Genomic DNA, 15,835 nt, shown 5'->3' with positions numbered 1-15,835 from the left:
GTTCCCTCCGGCATTCCGGGAGAGTGGCGGCAGGAACCAGAACAAGTACAGGAGTATACAGTTATGGAAAAAGTATTGGATCTGATTGCCCGGGAGGTAACCCAGGCGTTTCAGCAGGCCGGATATGACGCGTCCTACGGAAAAGTGACCTTATCCAACCGGCCGGATCTTTGTGAATATCAGTGCAACGGCGCGCTGGCGGCAGCCAAGCAGTACCACAAGGCGCCGTTTATGATCGCGGATGATGTGGCGGCAGCGCTGGCTTCCAATCCCATGTTCGCTTCCGTGGAAAGCGTGAAGCCGGGGTTTCTGAACCTGCGGCTGGCGCCGGAATATCTGAAGCAGTATATGACGGACATGGCTTCGGACCGGCGTTTCGGCTGTGAAAAAGTAAAAGAACCGAAGACAATTATGATCGACTACGGCGGCCCCAATGTGGCAAAGCCCCTGCATGTGGGACATCTGCGTTCCGCGGTGATCGGGGAAAGCGTCAAACGCATCTGCCGCTATATGGGCAACCGGGTGATCGGCGATGTGCATCTGGGTGACTGGGGCCTGCAGATGGGACTGATTATCACAGAACTGAAGCAGAGAAAACCGGATCTGCCTTATTTTGACCCAGATTATACCGGAGAATATCCGGAAGAACCGCCCTTTACCATTTCAGAACTGGAAGAAATCTATCCGACGGCTTCCGGCAGATCCAAAGAGGATGCGGACTACAAGGCAGAAGCCATGGAGGCTACATTTCAGCTGCAGCACGGACGCAGAGGTTACCGCGCGCTGCTTCGGCATATCCTGAATGTGTCAGTATCTGATCTGAAGAAAAATTACGAAAAGCTGCAGGTATCCTTTGATCTGTGGAAAGGGGAGTCTGACGCGGATCCTTACATTGCGCCCATGGCAGAGAAGATGAAGGAGGAAGGATTCGCCCGCATCAGCGACGGGGCACTGGTGGTTGACGTGAAAGAGGAGACTGACACGAAAGAGATCCCGCCCTGCATGATCCTGAAATCGGACGGCGCTGCCCTGTATACATCGACAGACCTGGCCACTCTGGTCTGGAGAATGGAGGATTATCACCCGGATCAGGTGATTTATGTAGTGGACAAACGGCAGGAAATGCACTTTATCCAGGTATTCCGCTGTGCGAGAAAGACAGGCATTGTGGGACCGGATACCGAGCTTACCTTTATCGGCTTCGGCACCATGAACGGAAAAGACGGCAAACCCTTCAAAACCCGTGAAGGCGGAGTGATGCGCCTGGAAACGCTGCTGGATGATATCCGGGAGGAAATGTATCAGAAAATTGCCGGCAACCATACCGTGGAGGAAGCGGAGGCACAGGAAACAGCAGGAATGGTAGCTTTGTCCGCGATCAAGTACGGGGACCTGTCCAACCAGGCATCCAAGGATTATATATTTGATATGGAGCGGTTCACTTCCTTTGAGGGAAATACCGGCCCTTATATTCTGTATACCATCGTGCGTATGAAGTCGATTTTAAGAAAATATACGGAGCAGGGCAAAAACCCGGAGGAATCGGCCTTCTGCACACCGGAGACAAAGAATGAAAAAGACCTGATGCTGGTGCTGTCCCGGTTTCAGGACGCAATGTGCAGTGCCTATGAGGAACTGGCGCCCCATCGTCTGTGCGCCTACGTTTACGAGCTGGCCAATGCCTTCAACCATTTCTACCATGAAACAAAGATTCTGGCAGAAGAGGACGAAACACGGCAGAAAGGTTATCTGGCCCTTCTGCAGCTCACCAGACAGATCCTGGAAACATCCATCGATGTTCTTGGATTTACCGCACCGGACAGGATGTAACCTCCGCCTGCGTGACAGAAAGAAAAAATCCGTCGGACATGCTGTCCGGCGGATTTTTTTCAGAAATCAGGGGCATACCGGCTGGTTTTCGGGTATGCCGGAACATCAGTAGCCCAGAGGCTCACCGATGAGGATGACCTGGATGCGGTTTTTCACCGCGCTTCTTCTGGTGCGGACGATCTGGTTGCAGATACAGTCTTCACCGTAGCAGTCGCCGCAGGTACCTGTTACCGCGCAGGGGGTCTTCCGTTCCAGGCGGACACAGTTGGGCGGCGAGGAAATATTGCGGATCCGGGCGATGCCTTCCTCCAGCGACGTAACCACTTTGTTCATGCCGGCTACGATAATCACCTGTTTCGGACCGTAGATGAGGGCGGAGACCCGGTTGCCGGTGCCGTCAATATTGATGAGCTGGCCGTCCAGGGTAATGGCGTTGGAACTCATGAGATAATAGTCGCTGAAATAGGACTCCCGGAACAGCTGCTCCCGTTCTTCCTGGGTATGACAGGCATAGCGGTCCAGCAGACGGATATCGCTGCGTTCACGCAGCGTGTCCAGAAGACCGATTTCCTCCAGTGTCATGGATCCTCCGAAAGCCACCGTGGTATCCGGCTGAATGAGAGCCAGGGCTTTGGCGCGGGCTTCGGCGGCATTTTCCGCATACATGCCCCTGATGTTTCGCTTTTCCATATGCTTGATAATGGTTTCCGCCTGCCGGCGGTAAAAATCAGACTTTGCTGACATATCGGATCCCTTCCTTTCTGCTGTAAAGATGACAGATCTGCTGTATAGATGTCAGAGGTGTCAGATGGTTTTCCATGGATCGTGTTTCCAAGAAGTATGGTAGCACGGTTTTGCGGAAGGGACAAGGGCGTGCGGCTTGACAATTACCCCTAATCAGACTATGATTTCTAATATTGCGGCAGGTGTATGCCGCAGAAGAAAAAGGAGTGAATAAATCGTATGATAAAAGTAGATATTATTTCCGGTTTTCTGGGAGCAGGCAAGACGACCCTGATCCAGAAACTGTTAAAAGAGTCCCTGGCGGACGAGCAGGTGGTACTGATTGAAAATGAATACGGTGAGGTAGGCATTGACGGCGGATTCTTAAAAGAGTCCGGCGTGGAAATCCGGGAACTGAACTCCGGATGCATCTGCTGTACGCTGGTGGGAGACTTCTCCAGAAGCCTGAACGAAGTCATCAGCGGCTATCATCCGGACCGGATTATCATTGAGCCCTCTGGTGTCGGCAAACTGTCCGATGTTATGAAGTCGGTGACACCGCTGGAAGGCAGCCACGGAGTGAAATTAAACGGTCTCGTGGCGGTTGTCAATGCGAAAAAGGCAGTCAAGCAGATGCGCGCCTTCGGCGAATTTTTCAATGATCAGATTGCCAATGCAACTACGGTGATTCTGAGCCGTACCCAGGATCTGACGGATGAGGCCCTGGATGCCTGCGTCAAGCAGATCCGCAGCCTGAACAGCAAGGCAGCGGTGATCACCACACCCTGGGATGACCTTACCGGCAATCAGATCCTCAGCGCAGTGGAAGGCCAGGAGACCCTGATGGAGACGATGCTGGAAGAGTTTAAGAAAGCCCATGCCGGGGAGGAAGAGCATCATCACGAGCATGAGCACGAGCATGAACATCATCATGATCATGACCACGAGCATGAGCACGAGCATGAACATCATCATGATCATGACCACGATCACGAGCATGAGCACGAACATCATCATGATCATGACCATCATCACCATCATGCGGATGAGATTTTCACCAGCTGGGGCAGAGAGACGCCGCACAAATATACAAAAGAGAAAATAGAAAAGATCCTGAAAGCCTTTGTAGACACCGAAGACTACGGCACCGTACTTCGTTCCAAGGGCATGGTGCCGGCAGAAGACGGTACCTGGCTGTATTTTGACATGGTATCCGGAGATTATGAGATCCGGGAGGGCGCCCCGGAATATACCGGACGCCTGGTAGTGATCGGCACGGATCTGGAGGAGCAGAAACTGGAAGAATTGTTCGAACTGGCATAGGTCGTTTGGACGAATGGACAGAGAGGAACTGACATGGAAGCAGCAGTCTATCTGTTTACCGGCTTCATGGACAGCGGCAAGACGACGCTGATTACGGAAACGGTGGTAGATGCCGATTTTGCGGAAGGCAACAGTCTGGTGATCGCCTGCGAAGACGGTGAAGTGGAATATGACGAAGAAAAGTTCAAAAATGTGAATGCGGCGGTGGTGCTTCTGGAATCTCCGGAGGAGTTTAACACAGAGACACTGAAAAAGCTGGATCAGATGTATCAGCCGGATGCCGTGTTTATTGAATACAACGGCACCTGGGAAGCGGCCCGGATTCTCGAGATGGAACTGCCGAAAGGCTGGGAGATCATTCAGCAGCTGGCCACTGTGGACGCGTCCACGTTTGAAGTAATGCTGAACAATATGCGTACCATGATGATGGAACAGCTCTTCAGCGCGGATGTGGTCATTTTTAATCGGTGTACCGATGCGACGCCCAAGGCAAAATTCAGACGCACCGTCAAGGCCCGCAATCGGAAGGCCCAGATCGTATATGAACGGGAAGACGGCACCATCGACGACAGTGAGATGGAGGAGCTGCCCTATGATCTGAATCAGGACCTGATTGAGATCACGGATATGGATTACGGCATATTTTATCTGGATATTCAGGATAATCCGAAGAAATACGAAGGAAAGAAAGTGCGTTTCCTTGCCCTGGTCTACCGACCGGAGGAAAAATTCGGGAAAAAGCCGCTGTTTGTGGGCGGCCGTTTTGCCATGACCTGCTGTGTGGAGGATATACAGTTTATCGGATTTAAGGTAAAATATAAAGACGCCTCTTCCATTCCGCACAAATCATGGGTCTACCTGACGGCGGAGATCCATCATGAGTTTGCCAAGGAATACAGGGGAAAAGGACCGGTGCTTTACGCCGAGGAAGTGATTCCGGCGAAGGAACCGGAGGAAGCAGTATGCTATTTTAACTAACAGTTCAGGAGGAAGGAAAATGAAGAAACGAATCATTGCGCTGGGACTGGCGGGCGCCATGGCAGCAGTTCTGCTGGCGGGCTGCGGCGGAGCATCATCAAAGAAATCGGCTGCGTCCGACGGAAGCGCTGCGGCGGAAACATCAGGAAAAACCTACAAAGTAGCCATTGTGCAGACGATGGATCACGCGTCACTGGATCAGATCCGCAAAGCGGTGGAATCGGAGCTGGATGCCAAGTCCAAGGCAGAGGGGATTACCATAAAATATACCGAATTCAACGGCCAGAATGACACATCCACACTGAACACCATCGGTTCCGATGTGGTAAGTGACGGCTACGACTGCATCATTCCGATTGCCACACTGGCTGCCCAGTGCATGCAGAATGCCGCGGAAGACAGCAAAACACCCATTGTGTTTGCGGCCATTTCCGATCCGGTGGGCGCAGGACTGGTACAGTCCCTGAAAAAACCGGGCGGCAATGTGACCGGAACCAGCGATTATCTGGACGCTTCTCAGCTTCTGGACATGATTTTTGAACAGAATCCGAAAGCGAAGACCATCGGCCTGCTGTACAATAAGTCCGAAGACTCCAGTGAAGTGCCGATTAAGGAGGCCAAGAAGTACCTGGATAAAAAAGGCGTGAAGTATATCGAAAAGACAGGTACCACCAGTGACGAGGTGTCTGCGGCTGTGGACAGCATGGTGGACAAAGTGGACGCGGTATTCACACCGACAGACAATACCGTGGCACAGGCGGAACTGGCCATTGCCGACAAGTTTATCAAACACAAAGTGCCCCATTACGCCGGCGCGGATTCCTTTGTACGGAACGGCGCCTACGCGACCTGCGGCGTGGATTACACGGAACTGGGCACCAAAACTGCTGACATGGCGGTCAAAGTGCTGAAAGGCCAGGATCCGGCGGAGCTTCCGGTATCTGTAATGGATGGAAATATCATCACGGTAAACACGGATACGGCTAAGGCCCTGGGACTGGATTATTCGGTATTCAAATCCATCAAAGGGAAAAAGGTAGTGACAGTAAAAACATCGAAAGAATAACAGGAAAACTGCCGGAACGGTTTCGGCGGACTGCCTGCATTTGATGGGAATCCGTTCTCCCGGAAACTTTCGCTCCGCCCGGTCTGCATCAGACCGGACAGAGCGGAAGTTTCCGGGATTTTTTTGGTTTGCGGATTTCCCGGAGAAAAATTCCAGGAGGAAAATGTCCCGGCAGGAAGGTTCCGGCGGGGAAATAATCACTCCGGATTTCAGAAACGCACTTGCCTGAGAAAGAAATGCGAGTTATCCTTTTGTAGTATCATCAAAAAACCATGAAAGAGATTGAGAGGAAAAAATAATGATCACTGTAGCGATTGTGCAGGGCGCCCTGGAAGTGGGACTGATTTATTCCCTGGTTGCCCTGGCGCTGTTTCTGAGTTTCAGTATTCTGAATATTGCCGATCTGACCACAGACGGCTGCTTTACGCTGGGCTGCGCGGTCAGCGCGACGGTGTGTCTGGCAGGCCATCCGTTTCTTGCGCTCCTGGCGGCGATTGTGTCCGGGCTTGCCGCCGGCTTCGTGACGGCTTTTCTGCAGACCAGGCTGGGTGTGCCTTCGATTCTGGCAGGAATTATCACCAATACAGGCCTGTATACAATCAATATTATGGCCATGGGCTTTACGACCAACATCAGCCTGTTCCATTCCCCTACGATTTTCAGCACAGCCAAGGAGTGGGTGGCTGCCAGCCCGTTTTTATCGGAATGGTATAAGTTTATCGAAGTGATTATTATCGTGGCGGTTGTGGCGGTTCTGCTGATTCTGTTTATGGCAACCCGGCTCGGCATGTCCATCCGGGCAACCGGGGATAATGAAGATATGGTGCGCGCTTCTTCCATTAACCCGAAAATGACCATTACGGTAGGTCTGTGCCTGGCCAACGCAATGACTGCGCTTTCCGGCGGAATGCTGGCCCAGTACCAGAAATCCGCCGATGTCAACCTGGGCACCGGCATGGTGGTCATCGGTCTGGCCAGCCTGATTATCGGAGAAACGCTGTTTGGAAAAAGAGGAAGAGTGCGCTGGATTACAGGGGTCATTATCGGATCTGTGATTTACCGGTTCATTATCGCCATTGCCCTGCGGTTCAATGTGCCGGCAGAAAGCCTGAAACTGATTTCCGCGATTATTGTAGCGGCAGCCATTGCCGTCCCTGCAATCAGAAAATCCATGGCGCTGCACCGGAGAAAAGTGCAGTCGGTCCGGGCCCGCAGAGAAGGAGGGGAAGAAAGATGCTAGAACTGATCCATATCAAAAAAACCTTTAATGCCGGCACGGTAAACGAGAAGGTGGCACTGCGGGACATCAGCCTGAAGCTGGACAACGGAGAATTTGCCACGATTGTGGGCAGCAACGGCGCCGGAAAAAGCACCATGTTCAATGCCATTTCCGGAAGCTTTATTCCGGACGGCGGATATGTGCTGCTGGACGGACAGGACATTACCTTTCTGTCCGAACACAAACGGGCTAAAATGATCGGACGCATGTTTCAGGATCCCATGAAGGGCACGGCGCCCCATATGACCATAGAGGAAAACCTGGCCCTTTCCTACCTCCGCACGGCCAAATCCAGCCGGGCCTATTTTTCCAGAGTCGGCAGAAAAGAGAAAGAGATGTTCCGGGAGCGCCTGGCGGAACTGAATATGGGACTGGAGGACCGGATGAAACAGCCGGTGGGTCTGCTGTCCGGCGGACAGCGTCAGGCCCTGACACTGCTGATGGCTACGCTGGTGACACCGAAGATCCTTCTGCTGGATGAGCATACGGCAGCCCTGGATCCGGCCACAGCGGAAAAAGTGCTGGATTTAACAAAACGCATCGTCAAAGAGAACAATCTGGCCTGCCTGATGATTACGCACAATATGGAGTCGGCGCTGGCAATGGGCAACCGGACCCTGATGATGAATGCCGGCGAAATTGTGCTGGACCTGAAGGGGAAAGAGAGAGAAGGTCTGACCGTGCAGGATCTGCTGGAACGGTTCCGGGAAGGCGTGGGCAGACAGCTGGATGATGACCGGATTCTTTTGAGCTAATTGACAAAAAAATAGGGTTACCGTTTGGTGTCTCGGTAACAACATTGTATGTATTGCATAAAAATTGACGTTATCATATACTATTTACGGAGAAAATCTACAAAGGGATTTATCTTAATTTAATCAATTATTTCTTAAGGAGGAATAGTCAAAATGGTAAACTTAAAAAAAGATTTTGTCGACAACATGTTCTCTGTAAAAGGTAAAGTTGCACTGGTTACAGGCGCTACAGGTGCTTTAGGCAAAGTCCTGGCAAAAGGCTATGGCTATGCAGGCGCGAAAGTAGTTCTGTCCGGCCGTAATGAAGCAAAATTACAGGCACTGGTTGACGAGTTCAAAGCAGAAGGCATTGACTGCATCCTCGCTGCCGGCGATCCGGCAAAAGAAGAAGATGTACAGGCTGTCATCAAAAAGGCAGTAGATGCTTACGGCGAGATTAACATTCTGGCTATTGCTCACGGCTTCAACAAACCGCAGAATATTCTGGAGCAGTCTGTTGCTGACTGGCAGTACATCATGGACGCTGACTGCAAATCCGTATATATCGTTCTGAAATATGTAGCAGAGCAGATGGTAAAACAGTTAAACGGCGCAGAAGAAGTTGCTTCCGGCCAGGGCGGCAAGATCGTGGTTGTTACCTCCCAGAGATCCAAACGCGGTATGGCAGGATACACAGGCTACTGCACTTCCAAGGGCGGCGCTGATCTGATGATCGCTTCCATGGCCTGCGATTTATCCGCAAAATACGGCATCAACGTAAACTCCATCTGCCCGACCGTATTCCGGTCTGAGTTAACCGAGTGGATGTTTGATAAAAACTCAGAAGTATACAAGAACTTCATGAAACGTGAGCCGATCGGACGTCTGGCTGAGCCGGAAGATTTCGTCGGATACGCAATGTTCCTTTCTTCTGATGCTTCCAACTTCATCACAGGTTCTGCATGCGACTGCTCCGGCGGTTACCTTACCTGCTAAGATCTGCCTGACGGCAACCGTGCGGTAAGCAAACAAGAACATTAGAATTGGAGATAAGCGAAGAATGAAAGAGATTAAGAATTTTGTGATCTGCGGCGGCGGCATGATGGGCTGCGCCATTGCTCAGGTATTCTGCACGATTCCGGATGCACAGGTTACCATCTGGAACCATCGTGAAAAAGACATCGCCGGCATGATTCGCCAGAACATGAAGGAACTGGTGGCCCACGGCGTAGTAACAGAAGCAGATGTGGACAGCGTAGTAGAGCGCGTGGTTCTGGTTACCGACCTGAACCATGACCGTGTAAAAGCCGCTGATCTGGTAGTTGAGTGCGTACCGGAAGTTATGGAAACCAAACAGAATCTGTTCAGAGATCTGGAGTCCATCACCTCTGAGGACTGCATTTACTGCACCAACACTTCCGTTATGAGCCCGACAGAGATTTCCGAGAAATGCCAGCACAAAGAGAGAATCTGCGGCACCCATTTCTGGAACCCCGGCTTCCTGATCCCGCTGGTAGAAGTGGTAAAAACAAAAGATACCACAGAGGAAGTGATGCAGGCAGTCATGGATATCATGACCAAAGCAGGCAAAAAGCCGATCTACTGCAAGAAGGACGTTCCGGGCTTTGTTGCCAACAGAATGCAGCATGCGCTCTGGCGTGAGGCTATTTCCATCGTAGAGCAGGGAATCGCTGATCCGAAGACCGTGGATGACGCGGTAAAATACAGCTTCGGACTCAGACTCCCGCAGCTTGGCCCCATCGAGAACTCCGATATGGTCAGCACAACTCTGACTTACAATATTCACAACTATGTTCTGCAGTATCTGGCAGACAACCATGAGCCTTCACCGCTTCTGTCCGAGATGATCAAAGAAGGCAAAGAAGGATTCAAATCAGGCGAAGGCTTCCTGAAATGGGATGCAGAGAGCGTACAGGCTTCCAAAGACGGCCTGAATGAATACCTGATCAAGATGATCTACGGAAAATAAGATTCCGGACACACTGCCCATTGCAGGGGCTGCCTGTGCGGCCCCTGTAAGATATAAATTTCAAGATATCTTTTTTAAGGAGGAAAATTAAAATGGGAAATATGGTATATGTTGATCTGACACATCCGTTTGGCGCTGAGATTCCGCGTTGGCCGTACTTTGACAAACCGGTCATCGATTCCAAGCATTCCATGGCTAAAGGCGGCGTTTTAACACAGTACATCGGATGCACAATGCATACAGGTACACATTGTGATGCACCGCGTCACGTTATGGAAGTTGAGTTTGACGGCAAGAGAGCTCGTTACACACATGAGATGCCGATCGACGCTTACACAGGCGACGCAGTAGCTCTGGATATCCAGATCGAGCGCTGGGGCCTGATCACAGGCAAACATCTGGATGACGCATGCCGTCGTATGGGCATTGATCCGGATCCTGCAAAAGGCGAGCTGGAGAACAAGGTTGTATGTCTGGTAACCGGCATGAACCAGCTGTTTGACGATACCAAAGAGTATTATCATTATTCCTGCGGTACCGGCGTAGAAGCTGGCCAGTGGTTCGTAGACCACAAAGTAAAATGCGTAGCTATGGATATGCAGGCACTGGATCATCCGCTGCACACCGCTATGGGCAACAACGGTATGACCAGAATGAACCTTCTTGGCGCATCCGGAAAACCCATCACAGAAGAGTACAAAGAGCTGTTCGGTGAGGAAGCATACGCTGAGTTCGATAAATTCGAGTACATCAGACTGCACGGCCAGGAAGCATACGACAAGAAGTTTGGTGCTCTGGAAGCAATCGGATGCTGGGGTACCTGGGAGCCTTGCCACAAGACAATGCTTGGCCATGGTATCGTAGGTGTTGAGAACCTTGGCGGTGACATCGAGAAAGTAAAAGGCAAAAAATTCAAATTCTTCTGCTTCCCTCTGAGATGGTACATGGGCGACGGTTCTATGGCTCGCTGCGTGGCTTACATTGACGAAGATGATATCAACAAAGATGTACCGACCAGAACATACAAATATGCTGGTACCGGCGCACAGGACAGAGAAGTATTCTTAAACCACAAGTTCACCAAAGACAGAGCATTAGAGAATCCTTCCAGAATGGTAACAGAGCTGTAAGAAAATAACAGAAACTGTTGATTCGCAAAATATACTGTAATATACTGTTATGGTAGCAGATCAGCCGCTGCAGGCGATGCTTGCGGCGGCTGTCCTTGCTTGAATGATTTCATTTAACAGAGAGAGGTAATTTCCAATGGCAAAGAAAAAAACAATTATCACAGCTGCAGTAACAGGCGCATGGCCGAAAAAAGAGAACAACCCTAACGTTCCGATGACACCGGAAGAGATCGCAGAAGACGTATATGACTGCTGGAAAGCAGGCGCTGCAATCGCTCATATCCATATGAGAGATGACAACGGCAACGGTGTTATGGATCCGGCCAGATTCGCCAAGACAGCAGAGCTGCTTAAGACAAATCATCCGGACTGCGACATCATCGTTAACATGACCACATCCGGTGATATCCACGCAGATGATCAGATCCGTGTACAGCATGTCAAAGATCTGCATCCGGAAATGGCTTCCTATGACTGCGGTTCCATGAACTGGCTGAACAGCGGCCTGTTCTTAAACAGCCCGAAATTCCTGGAAGACTGCGGAAAATTATTCCAGGAGTGCGGTACAAAACCGGAGATCGAAGTATTTGATCCGGGTATGATCGGCAATGCAGCATACTATCTGAAGAAAGGTGTCCTGGTAGGACCGCAGCACTTCCAGTTCTGCATGGGCTGCGCAAATGGTATCGCCGGCACCATGAAGAACCTGGTATTCATGAAAGAGACCATGGAATCCCTGTGCGGCAAAGACAACACCTGGTCCTGCTTCGGTGTAGGCCACAGCGCTATGGAGATGCTGTACGGCGCAGTTGCACTGGGCGGACATGTTCGTGTAGGTATGGAAGACAACGTTATGTACGCAAAAGGCCAGCTTGCTGAGTCCAACCGTCAGTTCGTAGAGAGAGCTGCCCGCGTAATCCGCGAGTTCGGCAACGATGTTGCTACTCCGGACGAAGCTCGTGAGATGCTTGGTCTGAAGAAATAATCGGAGGTTGATTCTATGACCTGGGGACCGCAGATGATGTATTATCACTGCCCGAAATGCGGCCTGAAATTTGAGTATGCCACCGACCTGATGACAGAATTCGGCGATGAATTCGGATTCTGCCCGAAATGCAAGGTGATGGGGGTATATGAAAAAGACGGCGCCCGTACGGTAGATGATGCGGATTATTTCGAAGTTGAGTAAATCAGAACAATTCTGAGAAATCAATAAAAAAGTGGAAGAGAAGGTTCGGTCAGAGCCTTCTCTTTTTTCATGCAGACGGAAGGGACCGCTGTGTGATGTGGAAGGGAATGGAAAAATGGTGTACGGTATACTTGAAAAAACCCGCAGGCTGTGCGATAATAATACAAATATTTGTTATTTTGCAAAATATAATATATGAAGTTCTGCCCCGGCAGAGAAAGAGAATGGAGAAGTATGGCAGTTATTAAACGAGTATCCCTGGTGGACCAGGTTTATGAAAAACTGAGAGAACGGATTGTGTCTCTTAAGATTCCGTTCGGAAGCAAGCTGAATGTGAGCAAGCTTCAGGAAGAATACGGAGTAAGTTCCACCCCGGTGCGGGAGGCATTGAACCGTCTGCTGAATGAGGGACTCATTGAATTCGAAAACAACGTAGGCGCCCGGGTGATCGATATCACGGAAAATGACGTACGTCAGATTCAGGAGATCAGCTTTGCCTATCAGATGCTGGCGGCACGAAACGCGCTGCGCTACGGGGACAGCAGTCAGATGGCAGCCCAGATCGGGGGATATATAGAGGAATACCGCAATTCCAACGGAGTCGTGGAAAGCTGCCGGTGCATCCGGAATATTATGGACGTGTTTTACCGCAACGCGAATAATGAGGTACTGCTGTCAAAGATCACTTCCATGACGGGACTGGATGAAATCCTCCATGAATTATTCGCCATGCCCAGAGAAAAGGGCGGCAGCGGCACCGGCTACCACTCCGGAATCACTTATTTTGAGGATATTCATAAAGCGGTAATCGCGGAAGATTTTTCCGGAATCTGTGATGGACTGGAACAGCATCAGCTCTGGTCCAGGGCCTATATCATCAAAAATCTCGAAACAGTCAAAAGCCGCAGCTGACCGCAGCCCGGAGCCGGCCGTATGACTGACAGGAAAAAATACAGAATGACTGAAAGGGACCCTGTTCGGAAACGAACAGGGTCCCTGTGCTGGCAGAGCTATCAGTGGGAAGCAGATGTGCCGTCGGAACCGGAATCCGGCTCTTTTTCAGAAGCATCGCCATCCTCAGAGACATGTTTTTTCATGTAAGTATCCATGATGTCCATCAGCTGGTCTTCATACTTTAACTCGGTATGGACTTTAAAGGCATCCGGATCAATGGGCATATTCAGGGCAGCCAGCCGCCGTACACTCCAGATGTAAAGAATGTCCAGGGCCGGGATCAGATCCTCTCCCGCCGGCGTGAGAATATATTCCACTTTCAGGGGGATAGTATTATACTGGATGCGCTCCACCAGTCCGTCCCGGGCCAGTTCCTTCAGCTGCTGGCTCAATACTTTTTCACTGACACCCAGGGTCTTCTTCGTTTCGTTGAAACGGATCTTTCCATAATGGTGGATATGATGAAGAAGCGTCATTTTCCATTTGCCGGAAATGCAGTTGGTGACATAGTGATAAGGATTGACTGTTTTCATTGCGGGATTAGGCCTCCTTGCGCAGATGTACCAGAGTATTAGTTATTAAGTGATGGAATGGTAACCAAGTTACTCATACAATTGTAACAATAATGTGAAAAAAATTCAATTGAAAATTCATGAAATATTTCTGTATTTTAGCAGTCAGGACCAGAGAGGCGACAGTGGAGGAAAGGATTCTTTTGTTTGAGAAGATTCTTATATTTTCACAATCACGGTATACGTTGAAAACAGTGGGAATTCTATGTATTTTGTTGCAAACAAATTTGCGGGTCTGATTAGATTTTCGCCTTGCGTAGGAAAGGGAAAAAAGGGATATTTTATAAAATATATAATCACAATTCCGGAAACCCTTGCTATCAGCGGATTTAGGGACTATGGCTGAAAAATAAAAAAATGTCTTATGAAAAATTACCAGTTTATGGAGCGGATTTCGGGCGGCTGTCGTTCATCTTGCAAAAAAACTTAAAATGTGGCATATTTATTCCAAGGGTAAATGTGTTTACCGCAAACGTAAAAGGAGGATAAACATGCCAAATTACAATGCATTAACACCGGAAATCATTGAACAGCTGAAAGCAGCAGCTCCGGGTCATCTTCTTGTGGGAGATGAGATCAACGAGGATTACGAACATGACGAAATGCCGATCTACGGCAGAAAGATGCCGGATGCACTGCTGATGGCCACATCTACAGAAGAGATCGCAGCAGTTATGAAGATCTGCAACGAGAATAAGATCCCTGTAACTCCCCGTGGTGCCGGTACCGGTCTTGTAGGCGGCGCGGTTCCGATTCTTGGCGGCCTGATCATTGATACCACCAAGATGAATAAGATTCTCAGCTATGATATGGAGAATTTCGGCGTAACCATTCAGGCAGGTGTGCTGCTGAATGACCTGGCTGAGGACTGCGTATCCAAAGGCCTTCTGTATCCGCCGGATCCGGGCGAAAAATTCGCGACTGTCGGCGGCAACGTATCGACAAACGCAGGCGGCATGAGAGCTGTAAAATACGGCGCGACCAGAGACTATGTACGTGCGATGACCGTCGTTCTTCCTACCGGCGAAATCACACATCTCGGCGCTACCGTATCCAAGACTTCTTCCGGGTATTCCCTGCTGAACTTAATGATCGGTTCTGAGGGTACTCTTGGCATCATCACAGAGCTTACCTTAAAAGTAGTTCCGGCACCGGGCAAAGTATGGAGCCTGATCGTACCCTTCGAAGATATTGATACTGCCATTTCCACAGTACCGAAGATCAAAATGGCAAACTTTGATCCTCAGGCACTGGAGTTCATGGAGAGAGAGATTGTCCTTTCTTCTGAGCGTTATATCGGACGTTCCGTATTCCCGCAGACCATCGAAGGCCAGGAAGCAGGCGCTTATCTGCTGGTAACTCTGGAAGGCAAAGATGAAGAGGATCTGGAAGATCAGCTGGAGAGAATCAGCGAACTGCTTCTGGAGGCAGGCGCAATCGATATCCTGGTGGCAGACAGCCCGGCAAAGATCAAAGACGCGTGGGCTGCACGTTCTTCCTTCCTGGAAGCAATCGAAGCAGAGACAAAGCTGCTTGACGAGTGCGACGTGGTAGTACCGGTCAACGAGATTGCACGTTTTGTAAAATACTCCAAAGATCTGGGCGAGGAATGCGGTCTTACCATCAAGAGCTTCGGCCATGCCGGCGACGGCAACCTGCATATTTATCAGTGCAGCAATGACCTTCCGGAGGAAGAGTTCAAGAGCCGTGTAGACAAATACTTCGAGAAACTTTACGCAGAAGCTACCGCTTGCGGCGGACTGGTTTCCGGCGAGCACGGAATCGGCCGCGGCAAAGTGAAATACTTAAAAGAGTCTGTTGGCGAAACCAACATGGCCCTGATGGAAGGCATCAAGAAAGTATTTGACCCGAACATGATCCTGAATCCGGGCAAGGTATGCTACAGCCTGTAAGCGGCAGAAGACGCGGACATGTGCACAAATGAAAAATGACGCAGTATTGTATATTATTTAACAAGTGCTATAATACGATATTGTGATGCGATGAGAAATGCGGATCCGCATTTCTCATTGCGTTAAAGAACGAATATATCGGAGGAAAGTTTTT

Annotated in this window: 15 protein-coding genes; 13 read left to right on the top strand and 2 right to left on the bottom strand. The window is 50.1% G+C overall.

Annotated elements, in window-relative coordinates; translation table 11 throughout:
• Window positions 1-63: 63 nt before the first annotated feature.
• Complete coding sequence (gene argS, locus CXIVA_RS01325; protein WP_013976202.1) at window positions 64-1,830, top strand: arginine--tRNA ligase; 1,767 nt, start codon at window positions 64-66, stop codon at window positions 1,828-1,830.
• A 105-nt stretch (window positions 1,831-1,935) separates the two neighbouring features.
• Here the strand turns inward: argS and CXIVA_RS01320 are convergent, their stop codons facing one another.
• On the bottom strand, window positions 1,936-2,574 hold the full coding sequence (locus tag CXIVA_RS01320) for a lactate utilization protein (protein WP_013976201.1): 639 nt from the start codon (window positions 2,572-2,574) through the stop codon (window positions 1,936-1,938).
• 219 nt (window positions 2,575-2,793) lie between these two features.
• Between CXIVA_RS01320 and CXIVA_RS01315 the strand changes: the two genes are divergently transcribed.
• The 11 genes from CXIVA_RS01315 (at window position 2,794) to CXIVA_RS13245 (ending at window position 13,154) form a co-directional block, all read left to right on the top strand.
• Entirely contained in the window at window positions 2,794-3,876 is a 1,083-nt protein-coding gene (locus CXIVA_RS01315; RefSeq protein ID WP_013976200.1) for a CobW family GTP-binding protein, read from the top strand.
• A gap of 33 nt (window positions 3,877-3,909) precedes the next feature.
• Window positions 3,910-4,854, top strand: coding sequence for a GTP-binding protein (locus tag CXIVA_RS01310; RefSeq protein WP_013976199.1), 945 nt, complete (start codon window positions 3,910-3,912; stop codon window positions 4,852-4,854).
• A gap of 19 nt (window positions 4,855-4,873) precedes the next feature.
• Window positions 4,874-5,920, top strand: coding sequence for an ABC transporter substrate-binding protein (locus CXIVA_RS01305; RefSeq protein ID WP_013976198.1), 1,047 nt, complete (start codon window positions 4,874-4,876; stop codon window positions 5,918-5,920).
• 298 nt (window positions 5,921-6,218) lie between these two features.
• Window positions 6,219-7,160 (top strand): ABC transporter permease, encoded by a 942-nt coding sequence (locus CXIVA_RS01295; RefSeq protein WP_013976197.1) that lies wholly within the window; start codon window positions 6,219-6,221, stop codon window positions 7,158-7,160.
• Window positions 7,154-7,954, top strand: coding sequence for an ATP-binding cassette domain-containing protein (locus tag CXIVA_RS01290; RefSeq protein ID WP_013976196.1), 801 nt, complete (start codon window positions 7,154-7,156; stop codon window positions 7,952-7,954). Before CXIVA_RS01295 ends, CXIVA_RS01290 begins: the two co-directional genes overlap by 7 nt.
• A 153-nt stretch (window positions 7,955-8,107) precedes the next feature.
• Complete coding sequence (locus CXIVA_RS01285) at window positions 8,108-8,929, top strand: SDR family oxidoreductase (RefSeq protein WP_013976195.1); 822 nt, start codon at window positions 8,108-8,110, stop codon at window positions 8,927-8,929.
• Between the two features lie 64 nt (window positions 8,930-8,993).
• Complete coding sequence (locus CXIVA_RS01280) at window positions 8,994-9,923, top strand: 3-hydroxyacyl-CoA dehydrogenase family protein (protein WP_013976194.1); 930 nt, start codon at window positions 8,994-8,996, stop codon at window positions 9,921-9,923.
• A 92-nt stretch (window positions 9,924-10,015) separates the two neighbouring features.
• Window positions 10,016-11,053, top strand: a complete 1,038-nt coding sequence (locus CXIVA_RS01275) for a cyclase family protein (protein ID WP_013976193.1) — start codon at window positions 10,016-10,018, stop codon at window positions 11,051-11,053.
• A 136-nt stretch (window positions 11,054-11,189) separates the two neighbouring features.
• Complete coding sequence (locus CXIVA_RS01270; RefSeq protein ID WP_013976192.1) at window positions 11,190-12,038, top strand: 3-keto-5-aminohexanoate cleavage protein; 849 nt, start codon at window positions 11,190-11,192, stop codon at window positions 12,036-12,038.
• A gap of 15 nt (window positions 12,039-12,053) precedes the next feature.
• On the top strand, window positions 12,054-12,242 hold the full coding sequence (locus CXIVA_RS01265) for an excinuclease ATPase subunit (RefSeq protein ID WP_013976191.1): 189 nt from the start codon (window positions 12,054-12,056) through the stop codon (window positions 12,240-12,242).
• A 234-nt stretch (window positions 12,243-12,476) separates the two neighbouring features.
• On the top strand, window positions 12,477-13,154 hold the full coding sequence (locus tag CXIVA_RS13245) for a GntR family transcriptional regulator (RefSeq protein WP_013976190.1): 678 nt from the start codon (window positions 12,477-12,479) through the stop codon (window positions 13,152-13,154).
• 101 nt (window positions 13,155-13,255) lie between these two features.
• Here the strand turns inward: CXIVA_RS13245 and CXIVA_RS01255 are convergent, their stop codons facing one another.
• Window positions 13,256-13,729 carry a helix-turn-helix domain-containing protein gene (locus CXIVA_RS01255; RefSeq protein ID WP_013976189.1) on the bottom strand — a complete coding sequence of 158 codons (474 nt, stop codon included), beginning with the start codon at window positions 13,727-13,729 and terminating at the stop codon, window positions 13,256-13,258.
• Between the two features lie 530 nt (window positions 13,730-14,259).
• Here CXIVA_RS01255 and CXIVA_RS01250 point away from each other — a divergent pair.
• A complete protein-coding gene (locus tag CXIVA_RS01250) occupies window positions 14,260-15,681 on the top strand; it encodes an FAD-binding oxidoreductase (protein WP_013976188.1) in 1,422 nt (473 codons plus the stop codon).
• The last annotated feature ends 154 nt before the right edge of the window (window positions 15,682-15,835 follow it).

The organism is Clostridium sp. SY8519 (assembly GCF_000270305.1).
Classification (GTDB): domain Bacteria; phylum Bacillota; class Clostridia; order Lachnospirales; family Lachnospiraceae; genus SY8519.
This window is presented reverse-complemented; position numbering and strand designations above follow the sequence as displayed.

What these genes read in the sequence shown, in the direction of transcription:
- argS (WP_013976202.1), top strand. Translation starts at nt 64, where the DNA reads ATGGAAAAAGTATTGGATCTGATTGCCCGGGAGGTAACCCAGGCGTTT.
- CXIVA_RS01320 (WP_013976201.1), bottom strand. Translation starts at nt 2,574, where the DNA reads ATGTCAGCAAAGTCTGATTTTTACCGCCGGCAGGCGGAAACCATTATC.
- CXIVA_RS01315 (WP_013976200.1), top strand. Translation starts at nt 2,794, where the DNA reads ATGATAAAAGTAGATATTATTTCCGGTTTTCTGGGAGCAGGCAAGACG.
- CXIVA_RS01310 (WP_013976199.1), top strand. Translation starts at nt 3,910, where the DNA reads ATGGAAGCAGCAGTCTATCTGTTTACCGGCTTCATGGACAGCGGCAAG.
- CXIVA_RS01305 (WP_013976198.1), top strand. Translation starts at nt 4,874, where the DNA reads ATGAAGAAACGAATCATTGCGCTGGGACTGGCGGGCGCCATGGCAGCA.
- CXIVA_RS01295 (WP_013976197.1), top strand. Translation starts at nt 6,219, where the DNA reads ATGATCACTGTAGCGATTGTGCAGGGCGCCCTGGAAGTGGGACTGATT.
- CXIVA_RS01290 (WP_013976196.1), top strand. Translation starts at nt 7,154, where the DNA reads ATGCTAGAACTGATCCATATCAAAAAAACCTTTAATGCCGGCACGGTA.
- CXIVA_RS01285 (WP_013976195.1), top strand. Translation starts at nt 8,108, where the DNA reads ATGGTAAACTTAAAAAAAGATTTTGTCGACAACATGTTCTCTGTAAAA.
- CXIVA_RS01280 (WP_013976194.1), top strand. Translation starts at nt 8,994, where the DNA reads ATGAAAGAGATTAAGAATTTTGTGATCTGCGGCGGCGGCATGATGGGC.
- CXIVA_RS01275 (WP_013976193.1), top strand. Translation starts at nt 10,016, where the DNA reads ATGGGAAATATGGTATATGTTGATCTGACACATCCGTTTGGCGCTGAG.
- CXIVA_RS01270 (WP_013976192.1), top strand. Translation starts at nt 11,190, where the DNA reads ATGGCAAAGAAAAAAACAATTATCACAGCTGCAGTAACAGGCGCATGG.
- CXIVA_RS01265 (WP_013976191.1), top strand. Translation starts at nt 12,054, where the DNA reads ATGACCTGGGGACCGCAGATGATGTATTATCACTGCCCGAAATGCGGC.
- CXIVA_RS13245 (WP_013976190.1), top strand. Translation starts at nt 12,477, where the DNA reads ATGGCAGTTATTAAACGAGTATCCCTGGTGGACCAGGTTTATGAAAAA.
- CXIVA_RS01255 (WP_013976189.1), bottom strand. Translation starts at nt 13,729, where the DNA reads ATGAAAACAGTCAATCCTTATCACTATGTCACCAACTGCATTTCCGGC.
- CXIVA_RS01250 (WP_013976188.1), top strand. Translation starts at nt 14,260, where the DNA reads ATGCCAAATTACAATGCATTAACACCGGAAATCATTGAACAGCTGAAA.